Origin of the sequence: Bacillus sp. JJ1566 (assembly GCF_036962685.1) — a bacterium.
Classification (GTDB): Bacteria; Bacillota; Bacilli; order Bacillales; family Bacillaceae_L; genus Ferdinandcohnia.
Window position 1 is genome coordinate 1 of sequence record NZ_JBALOP010000089.1, and the last position, 12140, is coordinate 12140.

General features: G+C 38.4%; 12 protein-coding genes. 1 reads left to right on the forward strand and 11 read right to left on the reverse strand.

The annotated features are described in order from the left end of the window. Positions 1 to 227 precede the first annotated feature (227 nt). Positions 228 to 1097, reverse strand: a complete 870-nt coding sequence (locus V7112_RS23515) for a nucleotidyltransferase-like protein (RefSeq protein ID WP_335424361.1) — start codon at positions 1095 to 1097, stop codon at positions 228 to 230. Between the two features lie 141 nt (positions 1098 to 1238). Here V7112_RS23515 and V7112_RS23520 point away from each other — a divergent pair, with 141 nt between their 5' ends. After that, positions 1239 to 1604, forward strand: a complete 366-nt coding sequence (locus V7112_RS23520; RefSeq protein ID WP_335424363.1) for a YgzB family protein — start codon at positions 1239 to 1241, stop codon at positions 1602 to 1604. Between the two features lie 105 nt (positions 1605 to 1709). On the opposite strand, the gene perR is transcribed toward V7112_RS23520, so the two are convergent. From perR to V7112_RS23570, 10 genes are all read right to left on the reverse strand, one after another. Then, positions 1710 to 2153 (reverse strand): peroxide-responsive transcriptional repressor PerR, encoded by a 444-nt coding sequence (gene perR / locus V7112_RS23525; RefSeq protein ID WP_438823946.1) that lies wholly within the window; start codon positions 2151 to 2153, stop codon positions 1710 to 1712. A 135-nt stretch (positions 2154 to 2288) separates the two neighbouring features. Next, on the reverse strand, positions 2289 to 2837 hold the full coding sequence (locus V7112_RS23530; RefSeq protein ID WP_335424366.1) for a cob(I)yrinic acid a,c-diamide adenosyltransferase: 549 nt from the start codon (positions 2835 to 2837) through the stop codon (positions 2289 to 2291). Position 2838: 1 nt separating this feature from the next. Continuing rightward, positions 2839 to 3795, reverse strand: a complete 957-nt coding sequence (locus V7112_RS23535) for a D-2-hydroxyacid dehydrogenase (RefSeq protein ID WP_335424368.1) — start codon at positions 3793 to 3795, stop codon at positions 2839 to 2841. Positions 3796 to 3983: 188 nt separating this feature from the next. Continuing rightward, complete coding sequence (locus V7112_RS23540; RefSeq protein WP_335424370.1) at positions 3984 to 4724, reverse strand: ABC transporter permease; 741 nt, start codon at positions 4722 to 4724, stop codon at positions 3984 to 3986. Between the two features lie 248 nt (positions 4725 to 4972). Further along, a complete protein-coding gene (locus V7112_RS23545; protein ID WP_335424372.1) occupies positions 4973 to 5689 on the reverse strand; it encodes an ABC transporter ATP-binding protein in 717 nt (238 codons plus the stop codon). Between the two features lie 178 nt (positions 5690 to 5867). Continuing rightward, positions 5868 to 6626 (reverse strand): ABC transporter ATP-binding protein, encoded by a 759-nt coding sequence (locus V7112_RS23550; RefSeq protein WP_335424374.1) that lies wholly within the window; start codon positions 6624 to 6626, stop codon positions 5868 to 5870. A 13-nt stretch (positions 6627 to 6639) separates the two neighbouring features. Beyond that, positions 6640 to 8946 (reverse strand): ABC transporter permease, encoded by a 2307-nt coding sequence (locus V7112_RS23555; protein WP_335424376.1) that lies wholly within the window; start codon positions 8944 to 8946, stop codon positions 6640 to 6642. Positions 8947 to 8996: 50 nt separating this feature from the next. Beyond that, a complete protein-coding gene (locus V7112_RS23560; RefSeq protein ID WP_335424379.1) occupies positions 8997 to 9629 on the reverse strand; it encodes a TetR/AcrR family transcriptional regulator in 633 nt (210 codons plus the stop codon). A gap of 163 nt (positions 9630 to 9792) precedes the next feature. Beyond that, a complete protein-coding gene (locus V7112_RS23565; protein ID WP_335424381.1) occupies positions 9793 to 11016 on the reverse strand; it encodes a sensor histidine kinase in 1224 nt (407 codons plus the stop codon). Positions 11017 to 11045: 29 nt separating this feature from the next. Next, positions 11046 to 11756 carry a response regulator transcription factor gene (locus V7112_RS23570; RefSeq protein WP_335424382.1) on the reverse strand — a complete coding sequence of 237 codons (711 nt, stop codon included), beginning with the start codon at positions 11754 to 11756 and terminating at the stop codon, positions 11046 to 11048. Between the last annotated feature and the right edge of the window lie 384 nt (positions 11757 to 12140).

Here is a 12140-nt window from a genome sequence, read left to right on the forward strand (position 1 = left end):
GTTTTCAAAGAACTTTTTTGACTCGCCGCTCAGAAGCGACTTTCTTAATATATCATGGTGATTTATTAATGTCAATAATATTTTTCAAAAGTTTTTGCCGGCTTGTTTCTGTCTTTCAGCGGCGAAATCTAATATAACACGGGGGCAATTAATCCGTCAACACTAAAATAGATATTTTTCTAAAATAATAAAAACCCCTTCAATTATGATGAAGAGGTTCAATGATTTTATCTATTTACATTGTATGTTCTATGAAAAATACCTTTTCCTTTTGTTTCGATTGTTTCTACATTTATAAAATGTTTTTCCACAAGGAAATCAAGATATACTTCTAGGTCGACCGAGTATACTTTAAACTCAGGGAGTTCCATTATCTCACCGAATGTCCAGGAATCATTTCTTTGAGATAGAACATTTAGGATATGACCGGCTCCACTTTTTGCTCTGGAATGTATGAGAAATTCACTTGCTAGGAAGAGAAGTTCTAGACGCTTTTCAAGTGATTCTTCACTTTCTAAAAGTTCAATATACAATTTATAAATTTGTGGATCTATTTGTTTTACATGATTCCAGACGGTTATCTCCGGATGAAAACCATTTTCGATAATCGCCAAACGTGCTAAGTGATGAAGTGCATGAATGACATAATTATAGGCATCTAGATGTTGGTTGGCATTAAAAAATGCTTTTCCGTCCTGGTATCGACGAATTAGTTTTGCAAATTCGATTCCCATTTTAATTTGTCTTTCGGCAGCTGGAAATTCATGCAGCTCGTTCCTTAAGTTGGTGATGTAATCATTTCGATCAAATAGTATTCTTCCGTTCACGATCCAGTTTACGATCTTCCGGTTGGAACCGAATAAGAGCCATTCATTCATTTGGCTTTCTTTTACTGTATACAAGGATGCTTTGTTATTATCATATTCATAATGTTTAATAAACACATTTTTCTCTGCCTCTTTTACAATGACAAGTAGGGCTTTATCAAAGTAATCTGTATGTGTAAAAGCATCCTTCCCCTTTTCGATTAAAATAACTCCTAGGGTATTGGGGTGGCTTGCTCTTTCTTGGTAAAGAGGTCGAAGTAAATCCTCCATTTTGATTTCCTCCATTCAAATCCGATGCTAATATATTTCGACGCATAAAAAATAAAACCCTGCACATTTTAAGCAGAATCTTTTTTTATTTTTATCTTTCTTTTTTATATTGTATAGTATATCTAGGAGGTTGTATGAAAAATGGGTGTAAAATATTCAAGTAAAATTAATAAAATTCGTTCTTTTGCTCTTGCTTTGATTTTCGCTGGATTTATTGTCATGTACGGTGGAATCTTTTTTAGAGAAAATGTTATTTTAATGACAATCTTTATGATTCTTGGTCTTATTTTTATTTTAGCAAGTACAGTCGTGTATTTCTGGATTGGTTTGCTTTCAACTCGAACCATTCAGGTAGTCTGTCCATCTTGTGAAAAGCCAACTAAGATGTTAGGCAGAGTAGATGTGTGTATGTATTGTAAGGAACCATTAACACTTGATCCGGATCTCGAAGGAAAAGAGTTTGATGAGAAATACAATAGTAAAAAATACAGTAAAGTAGAAAAGTGATAAGCGCCCGCCTATCGGCGACAAGCATAAGACGAGAGCTGACAGAAGGCGCCTTGACCTAGACAATAAAAAGAAAAAAGCTGACAGGATGCCCTGTTAGCTTTTTTAGTGTGCTGCTTTCTTTTGACATTCTTGACATGAGCCGTAAATTTCCATTCTATGATGACTAACTTTAAAGCCAGTTACATGTGCAGCCAAAGCTTCTACTTCATCTAATCCTGGGTAATGGAAGTCCACAATTTTACCACATTCTTCGCAAATCACATGATAGTGCTGTGTTGTGATAAAATCAAAACGGCTTGAAGAGTCTCCGTAAGGTAATTCCTTCACTAAGCCAACTTCACGAAATACACGTAGATTGTTATATACAGTTGCTACGCTCATATTTGGGAACTTTCCTTCAAGTGCTTTATAAATATCATCTGCAGTCGGGTGACTCATTGAATTAATTAGATATTCTAATATCGCATGACGTTGCGGAGTGATTCGAACCCCGGTTTCTTTCAACGTATCAAGCGCTTCTTTCAAAAGATTTTCAGACACCCCCATGCACCTCTTTTCTAGTAAACATTATTACTTTATAATCCTTATAATTAGTGTATCTTGCTTAGGCCGCTTTTGTCAACATATCTACCATTACTATATGACTAAATCCAATGAAATAAGCTTTTTTTGCCGAAAATCTCATTGATGGAGTGTTGATTCACTTTGGCCAAGCTTATGATTGACATAGCGAGCTGCTACAAAAAGAAAATCTGAAAGGCGATTTAAGTATGAGACCACCAGTGGATTAACCTCTTCTCCAACTGCTACAGCATTTCTTTCAGCTCTTCTCACAATCGTTCTCGCAACATGGAAGATCGCTCCCGCTTGGCTGCCACCAGGTAGAACAAAGTTTGTAAGTGGGGGATTTTCGGCATCCCATTTATCTATTGTTTCCTCTAATAAAACAACATCCTCTTGCGAAACCTTCCATTTGACTTCCTTCCCTGCAGGTGTAGCTAACTCTGCACCGACGTGAAACAAGGTCGTTTGAACCTTTTTGAAAACCTGCTCAACCTCTTCTTTGCCTTCAAATTGACACTCATGTAAGTGACTTAAGCCTAATCCAATCATGGAATTTGCTTCATCACAGGTTCCATATGCTTCAACACGCAGATCCGTTTTTGAAACCCGCTGCCCATATACTAATGAGGTCGTCCCTTTATCCCCTGTTTTTGTATAGATTTTCATCTTAATACCCCCGGTTCAAGTCAATTTTATTGATAAATTCACTGCCACCTTGCTTATATATATGAAGATTTTTTTCAAAGATTTCAAAGGATCTTGGTTGATAATAATTTGACTTACTTGAGATATGTGGCGTGACTGTCACATTTTCAAGTGTCCAAAATGGATGAACGCTAGGAAGTGGTTCCTGTTCAAATACATCCAATACTGTGTGTGAAATCTTTTTTGATTCCATAGCTCGTAGTAAGACCTCTTCTTTTACTAAGTCGCCGCGCCCAATATTGATGAAAATCGCTTCTTTTTTCATTAATTCAAAATGGGAATCGTTTAGGATATATTTTGTTTCACTGGTGCTTGGAAGGACCGAAACAAGATAGTCGGCGTTTTCACAAACATAATTGAGCCCATCGAATTGAACCATTTCATCGATAAATTCATGTTTGTTGCCGCTGCGATTTAATCCGATGGTCTTCATGTTAAAAGCTTTTGCGAGTCTCGCAATTTCTCCACCGATGGCACCGACACCTAAGATTCCGATTGTTTTACCGTGTAGCTCACCAACAGGAAAATGGGTGAATCGATCCCAGTTTTTGTTTTTTTGTTGCTCCACGATTTTCAGGTTTTTCTTTGTAATATGTAGCATCATGGACAGGGTGTATTCAGCCATCGGAATTTTATGAATGCCTCTAACGTTTGTAACAAGGATTTCTTTTTCCTTAATTGCTTCAAATGGCATTAGCTCTAGTCCCGCTGAGATTACCATGATCCATTTTAGATTTTTGGCCATTTCAATATGTTCTGGGGTTAAGTCTTCCCCGTATGTTAGTAAAATGTCTGCGTTATGTAGTTCAGGTAATGCTTCTTTAATATCCTCACAATAGATAAACTCTTCATCTGGAAACGCCTTTTTCATGTTTTCTGTAATTTCTTCAATTGGAATAAATGTTGATAAGATTCGCATTATTACGCCTCCTTATCTCCTATAGTATCAAGTTTGATAAAAAGGTGGAAGCAAAAAAAGGTGCGAGATTTCTCTCGCACTAAATACGCTAACATCTGAGGAGGTATGCCCTACACTAATAAGATACGTCCGTTATATCGAAAGTGTATAGACGTTTGACACTGTCCATTAAAAATAGGCACCATGGTTTAATCCGTCCACTTGAAATATTTTAAACCGATGCTTGTGGATACTACTAGAATTCCTAATAAGATTCCGATGTCAAAAAGTCCATCTGATGTGAAAAGTGTACCGTTCCAGCCATCTCTTAGGACGTTTACAACATAGGTTAATGGTACGACGGCAGCAATTTTTTGAAGCACTTCAGGATATGTTTCTAATGGAATGGTTGCCCCGGATAAAAACATCATTGGGTACATTGCAATCATAGCAATGCCTAATGCTGTCTGCATGCGCTTTGTCACACTTGAAACGATAAAGCCAATTGAGAAAAACGTAATTGCACTAAATGTTAAGGCTACAAAAAACTCAAAAGGATGTGCAGTTAACTCTGAACCAAATCCGAACTTTGCAATTAATAAAATTTCAATTGCGCCAACATAAATGGCGATAAAGCCTTTTAAAATCGTTGCTGTAAAAATCGCGTTTTGATTGATTGGTGTACCTTTTAAGCGTTTGTATACTCCTTTTTCACGGTCAATCACGATTTGAAGTCCCATGGAGAAAAAGGCTGTTGTAAAAATAATAATGGCGATCATGCTTGGAATATAGGCTTGAAAGTAATTGAGCCCTTCGTAAGTATTCGATTCAAACATGAATCCAAACACGATAAAGCTGACGGCTGGGACGATAAAGGTGAACAATAAAGCTAATGTCTCGCGAAAAAATAATCTTAATTCCATTTGTGTATGTGTAATAATAGTTTGCATTTGTTTTTCCTCCTTATTAAATCAAATGCGCCTTGGCGTATTTGCGCCCAGATTTTTTAGGCCCACACGAGGTGGGTCACAAAGACGAAGACATCAGGAAGTGGCGTTCTTAGTCTTTGATCTTATGCTCGAAAAACTTCCTTTGAAAATCTGTGGCATCCGCCGGAGGCATTAACTTTATTCAGTCAGGTTATAACCACCAAAATAATTTCCCAAACGTATAAATGGAAGACTCTTGCTGAATAAAGTTAAACCGCGTATTTTAAGTACACATCTTCCATCGTTCCTGCACCTTGCAGGTAAGAATCGATCAGATTCTGTGGTTGATCACAAGCTACTAATTTTCCTTTTTTAATAATGGCGATTCGGTCACAGTGCTTTTGCGCTTCATCCATATAATGTGTGGAAAGAAGAATCGTTTTTCCTTCGTCACGGTAGCGATTGATGCAGGCCCAGAGATCGCGTCTAGCCTGTGGGTCTAAGCCTGTCGTAGGTTCATCGAGAAAAATAATCTCTGGATCGTTTACGAGCGCTAATGCCAAGGATGTGCGTTGCTGCCATCCACCTGATAGATTCTTAACATATTTGTTTAGATACGGTTCAAGCCCGAGTGTTTCGATGATTTCCTGTAAGTCTCGTTTTTTATCATAATAGGAGCTGAATAGTTTCAAAGCTTCCTTGACTTTGATTCGGTCGTAAAGGGCTGTTTGTTGAAGCTGAATTCCGATTTTTTGCTTGATTTCATTTGATGCTTCTTCAACGTTCATGCAAAGGACTTTTATGGTTCCTGCGTCTGGCTTGCGAATGCCCATCATGATTTCGAGGGTGGTGGATTTTCCTGCACCGTTTGCACCGATGATTCCTAGTATCTCTCCTTTTTTGACTTGTAAGGTAATGCCGTCCACTGCTTTTACGTCTCCATAGCTTTTTGATATATTTGTAAGTTCAATTACATTTTGAGTCATGTTAAGTTCCTCCTCTTCATTTCGCTTTGCTTTGTTATCCTTATCATAGACAGCGAACCTTAACTCAACCTTAAGTGAGTCTTATATCATTATTAAGATTATTTAACACAGCAAAAAGCTTGGATTACAGATGCAACCCAAGCCTTTTACGATATCTATGAAATTGTAAAACTACCAATCATATTCCGATTTCTAACATCTTTGCTGTTACTTCTTCGACCCTAAGATCGATATCCGTCCGGTCATATTTCGGAAGTTTCAAGTCGTTCACAATACTACCGTCTCGCATAAAGAGAATGCGTTCCGACCGAGCTGCAACCTTTGCATCGTGAGTGACAAGCATAACCGCGGTGCCGGCTGCGTTGATTTCGGAAAATAAGTCCATAATCTCCTGCGCAGATTTTGAGTTAAGCGCTCCAGTTGGCTCGTCACCAAAGATAATTTCCGGGCCATTCATCAGGGCACGGCATATCCCAGCACGCTGAAGTTGACCTCCTGAAACCTGTGTAATGTCACGCTTTTCAAGTCCCGCAATTCCCACTCTCTTCATTAGTGAGCTTGCTTTCTCTGAAATTTTTGTAACGTTTTTTCGATTATCACGCATAGCTGGTAAGATAATATTGTCGATAATGTTTAAATTTTTAAGCATCGTCGGCTGCTGAAAAACAAATCCCATGTTATTACGACGTATATCCGAAAGTTCGTTCTCAGAGCATGTTGATAAATCTTTACCGTCAAAAAGAACCTTACCACCATCAACATTGTCCGTACCACTTAGTGCAAACAGTAGCGTTGATTTCCCAGAACCTGAGGGTCCCATAATCGTAACGAACTCACCCTCGTTAATTTCAACAGATACTCCATCAAGAACATTGCGCTGTTCATTTCCCTCACCGAACATTTTTATTATATGATCACCTATTAGAATCTTCTTCAAATGCCTACTCCTCCTATTCCTTAATATGTTCGGAAATTTTTATTTGTCCCGCGCTCGATGTACCAAACATTGTTGCGAGAAGTACCATGACTGCCATCATCAGCGGACTAAGCAAATATGCCTGAACCGGATTGACCGTAAAATCAAACGTTGATGCTCCAAACGAAGCGATGAGCATGCCCGCAAAAATCTCGCCGAGCGTGTTCGCGAGAAGAGTGCCGAGAACAATTCCGATAATCAGTACAACAAATGATCGTGAATAATACTGCACCTTAATGTCCGAATTTGTAAAACCAAGGGCCTTCAATACGGCTATGGAATTCCTGTCCTTTGCAACAAGCATTTTCATGAACAACAGTGTAACCAGTATTGTAATAACAAGCGCAACAGCAATTGCTGAGTATGAAGCCACTTCCACGGAACTTATTGTTGAGCCTAAAGTCTGGGAAACAAATTCATTGATGTCTGAAGTCTTCGCGAAATCAAATTGGTCTGAGTATGCCGAAACCATGCTGTCTACAAGTGATATATCCGAGAGTTTGACACAGATGATGGTCCACATGATATTTGCCGAATTGTCGGTGAATACAGCCTTTGCGGTTTTACCACCATTCGTAACATCGGAATATATTCCAGTAACCGTAAGTTCTTTTTTATTCCCATCACTTACAAGTGTAATGATATCTCCCGCTTTTTTTCCAAACTCTTCAGCATTTAAAATCGAAAGGGCGATTTCGTAATCACGGATAGGTGCTCTACCTTCAGAGTACTCGATAGGAAATGCCGAATGGTCACCGAGCTCAACTTTTATATTTTCCTCAGTCCCATTATTTGTTTTTACTTTAAAAGTCTTTGTTGTCAAAACCGTATACTTGGAAACGGAGCTGTCACTTTCTACCGTTTTTACGATTTCATCCGTTTTGTCAGAATTATTACTCTGAATACGTAGATCATAATCTCCAATTCCCATATATTGAATGAAGCCCTTTGAAGATATAGTGTTGTACAGGTTCTGCGGAACAATGATGATAAATGACGAAATCACAAGGACTATCAGCATTGTTGTGTAAAGTCCCTTTCGTGCGAGAACATCCTTGATTCCAAGGAATATATTCGTGTTAAACAATTTGTTTCCATTTAAGGAAAAACGCTTTGCACCAGCTTTCTTTTCCGGAGAAGTTCCAAAGCGAATGGCCTGTGCAGCGGATATTTTCCGAAATTTCTTCAAAACAAAGTTTACATAAGCTACAATTGCAAGAAATACAAGCAGGATGCCAATGATTCCTAAAACTAGGGCAAAAGAAGAATTTTCGCTTTCACCCATATACAATCTAATATTTTCTAGAAGTTTACCTTGGAACAACAATGAGAAAATAAACCCAAGAATACTACCAGCAGCTGCTATACTTACGTACTTTGCAACGTAAATCTTTTTAATATCGGAAAGACGAAGTCCTATTGCTTTCATTACACCAATTTCACGGTAGTCGTCCTCGATTTTAGCAAGTAACGTAAAACGTATACTCATAAATGCGATGGCAACAACCAGAGCGCTTACTAGAAGGATAACAGCAATCATCATCCCGTCTGAAATGGCGTTCATCATTTTGAATAGAGAATAAGTCACGGTTGGGCCGTTCGCTTCAAGCCCTGCTGATGCATATTCCGATTCAAATTCCCCTATTTCTGAAAAATCGTTTAATCTAAACTCAATCAGATATTCGATACTACCTAGATCCTTTATTTCTGCAAAATCATTCTCGCTTACAAGAAATCGTTTTGATGCAGAGAGCGAGGAATTCATCGTCGAATCACGGAGAAATCCCGCTACAGTAAATTCCTTCCCGCTAATTACAGCCTTATCACCGACTTTTGTAGTTTTGTCCTTCATATAGGCAACTGGAACGTAAATCTCACCATCAGATACGTTGATGATGTTGCCGTCAAGATCAAGAAGATAATCGAATTTTTCATTCTGTATGCTAAGGCCGTTATCCTGAACACTATTGGCAAGCGAATTATCTCCTAAAATAATTTGAGAGCCATCGATACCTAGGAACTCTACTATCTCATATTCTTCGACTTTATCATTTTGGTCTGCAAAAGATTTAAGTCGATCCCTATCAATTTCTCCAGAATGCATTTGCATAAAATGTGGCGCTTCGGCTTTTGTCATTAACATATCTAGCGCACCTGTCAGATTAACAATAAGTATCGCTGCGAGTGACACAAGCATTGATGCTGCAGCGACAAAAATCATCGTTGTAAAAGTTATTACTTTGCTTTTTACTATGTCATTTCGGATTAGTCTAAAATACATATGTCACCCCTGTTTTTACTTCTAGCAGTTTCCTGTGGATTTTATAAAATTTACTTATTATTTTCGCTCCCAAACATTTGCATAACACTCATTAAGCTTCCTCTTTCTGCACCAAGTAGCCTTTCTCCATTAAATATTAATGCTTGTACTCTAGAGGCACGCTCCTCCTCGGTCATCTCTACCAGATCATCATCAAAAACGGTATTTGAATATGTAACAAGCATTTCCATACATTCATACGGATAAGGCGTACTAAAAAGTCCGTGTTCAATGCCCTCTTGGATGATACCGGTTAGGATGGGTGTAACACCGTTGATAATGACTTTTTGGATTTTCTGATGCATAAGTGCGTTCTGGGGCTTGTGAATATGATCGAACATGTCCTTACTGCCTCTGCCACTTACATTCATTGATAAAACAACGCGTATCATACGCTTGACTACAGGAATACTCTTGTCTGCAGCAACTTCCTGTGCGGTGCTTATAAGTCGAACACTATACCGATCAATCAACGCGTCCATAACATCTTCCTTTGACTTGAAATGATAATAGAGTGTTCCCCGTGCAATTCCGACCTTTTTGAGAATATCGTTTGTACTCGTTCCATCAAAACCTTTTTGACTGAACAGCTCGTCAGCAGCATCAAGTATTTCGTTTTTTCGTTCGTCTGCTTCTTTTCTCATTATTAGTCCTCCTCTATAGACCGACTGTCTGTCAATATTAAATTAACATTCTACCTTTAAGGATCATTCAGCTATGTGTTAAGGTTTTGTAAAGACTTGGGTATTTTGCAAATAATAGAAAAGAGACCAAATCAACTTTGGGATCTGGTCTGCTAATTGGTGTTCAGGACGACTCGATAGGGAGTTCAATTATGAAGTTTGTTTTTCCACGCTTTGGTGTGGTATCAACACGGATCGGTCCGTTATGGAGTTCGATGATTTTTTTTGTGATGGCGAGACCCAGACCCGACCCACCGTCATTCATTCTGCTTTTGTCCCCTCTTACAAATGGATCAAATAATGTTTTGGCGATGTCTTCGCGAATGCCCGTACCATTATCACCGACTTCGATTACGATTTTTTCTTCCGCTTTCGTTAATTTAAGATATATTTCCGTCCCGTCTGGATTGTATTTAGTCGTATTTTGAAGAAGATTTGAAATGGCTCGGTCGAGTAGTTTTGGATCAAATCGACACATTATTTTTTCATCAGGAATGTCAATGTCTAGCTCCATTTCCTTTTCCTCAAATAAATCAAAATGCTCCGCAATGACCCCGCGGTAAAATTCACAAATATTGATATTTTTCTTCTGAATGGGCACATCTGGGCTATCTAATTTAGAAAACATAAAAAGCTCATCAACTAAGGATGTAACACGAATGGATTTGTCATAAATGTATTTTAAGTATTTTTTCGTTTGTTCTTCATCTGAAACCAAACCTTCATATAATGCATTGGAATATCCCTGTATCGTCGTAATTGGCGTTTTTAAATCATGCGAAATGTCGGCAAGCATTTGCTTTTTGCTTTCTTCCAGTCTCGTCATTTCTCGATTTTTCTGCTCTAATTCGTCTGCCGTTCTCCTTAAGTCTTCACTCATTTCCTTATACTTGATGGACCCCCTAATAATAAAGGGGAGGATACTGCCACCGAATATTGGTGGACCTAAATTTAGGATGGTGTAATATTCTCCTGAAAGCACCACCTGATAGACGAGGATAAGAGTGAAAAACGTGAAAAGGCCACACACGACATACATCCAATGCATGGGAAGCCGCGTCACCTGATACACCACAATGAAAATCATAAAAGTATACAATGGATCATACATAAAACCAAATAATAGAATGATTGTTACTTGGGCAAAAACAAATATAAGTGCGTGCTTTGGACTCCAGTAAGCCTGCCGATAAGCTGCAACAAGGATCGCCATTAAAATCAAACCAAATAGCAATTTCCCATGTGATTCTTGAAATAAAAAATAGAGCGGAATGACAATGTTCGCAATATATACATATGGGATAATCCCTTCTTTTTCCGGAAAAATCCGATAGAGCATTTTTTTCATTTTTCTCTTCCTCATCGATTCATCTGTTTCTATCTATGTTTTTCGAATTTATAGCCTAACCCTCTGATTGTTTTTATGTAGGTTGGTTTTTTCGGATTTTCCTCGAGCTTTTCTCTTAGTTTTGAGATGTGGACATTGATCGTGTTGTCCTCTTCGCCCCCCATGTAGTAATCATCCCATGCTTTTTCAAAGATTTGTTGTTTGGTATAGACCCTTCCAGGAGAGCCCATTAATAATTCAAGAATGCGATATTCGATTTTTGTAAGAGTGATTGCGGCGTCGCCCTTAATCGCTGAAAAGGAACTCTCATCTAAGACAATATCGCCCACTTTAATTTGAAGGCTTTCACTATCGGCTGTAGGCTCCTGCTTATAGCTATAGCTTCTTCTAAGCTGTGCCTGAACCCGCGCAATTACTTCTAGTGGGTTAAAAGGCTTCGAAATAAAGTCGTCTGCTCCAAGCCCGAGTCCGAGAATTTTATCGTTATCGTCATTCTTAGCTGAAATAATAATGATTGGAATGTGCAGGTCCTGTCTAACTCTTTTAATGAGCTGATAGCCGTTAATGTTTGGCATCATTAGGTCAACAAGCATAAGATCGATGGTTTCTTCTTGAATGATTTGTAGTGCCTCTCCGCCATGAAAGGCTTCTAGGATTCTATAATTCTCTTTTTCCAAATATAGACTTAGCAACTCGACAATATCAGGCTGGTCATCCACAATTAAAATGGTCCGACTCATCCGAGCGCCTCCCTCCATATAATTCCATTTTCTTCAAGTATAGCAAAATCAACCGCATCCTGGTGCATTTTTTTTAGGTATCCCACGATCATGGGGCACGCTCGGACTGTTTTTTTCCTTAGCTTGTACCGTGAAACCTTTCTTGACGGACATGCTCAGATCGGTTACAGCCCATCAAGTACCACTAATCTATTTTGTCACACCACTTTTGGAAATTACTTCAAAAAGTCATAGCATAAGAACACTATATGTAATGACATTTGGATATTTCTGTAAAAACTTATGGTATAAACACATTTTATACTATGACTTTTGGATATATCTGTAAAAACCCATATCATAAAGACTCTTTTTACTATCAGAACTGGATATTCCTGTAAAAAC

Excerpts from the sequence above, each read along its gene's own strand:
- V7112_RS23515 (WP_335424361.1), bottom strand. The coding sequence starts at position 1,097 with ATGGAGGATTTACTTCGACCTCTTTACCAAGAAAGAGCAAGCCACCCC.
- V7112_RS23540 (WP_335424370.1), bottom strand. The coding sequence starts at position 4,724 with ATGCAAACTATTATTACACATACACAAATGGAATTAAGATTATTTTTT.
- V7112_RS23560 (WP_335424379.1), bottom strand. The coding sequence starts at position 9,629 with ATGAGAAAAGAAGCAGACGAACGAAAAAACGAAATACTTGATGCTGCT.
- V7112_RS23545 (WP_335424372.1), bottom strand. The coding sequence starts at position 5,689 with ATGACTCAAAATGTAATTGAACTTACAAATATATCAAAAAGCTATGGA.
- V7112_RS23535 (WP_335424368.1), bottom strand. The coding sequence starts at position 3,795 with ATGCGAATCTTATCAACATTTATTCCAATTGAAGAAATTACAGAAAAC.
- V7112_RS23520 (WP_335424363.1), top strand. The coding sequence starts at position 1,239 with ATGGGTGTAAAATATTCAAGTAAAATTAATAAAATTCGTTCTTTTGCT.
- V7112_RS23555 (WP_335424376.1), bottom strand. The coding sequence starts at position 8,946 with ATGTATTTTAGACTAATCCGAAATGACATAGTAAAAAGCAAAGTAATA.
- perR (WP_438823946.1), bottom strand. The coding sequence starts at position 2,153 with ATGGGGGTGTCTGAAAATCTTTTGAAAGAAGCGCTTGATACGTTGAAA.
- V7112_RS23570 (WP_335424382.1), bottom strand. The coding sequence starts at position 11,756 with ATGAGTCGGACCATTTTAATTGTGGATGACCAGCCTGATATTGTCGAG.
- V7112_RS23565 (WP_335424381.1), bottom strand. The coding sequence starts at position 11,016 with ATGAAAAAAATGCTCTATCGGATTTTTCCGGAAAAAGAAGGGATTATC.
- V7112_RS23530 (WP_335424366.1), bottom strand. The coding sequence starts at position 2,837 with ATGAAAATCTATACAAAAACAGGGGATAAAGGGACGACCTCATTAGTA.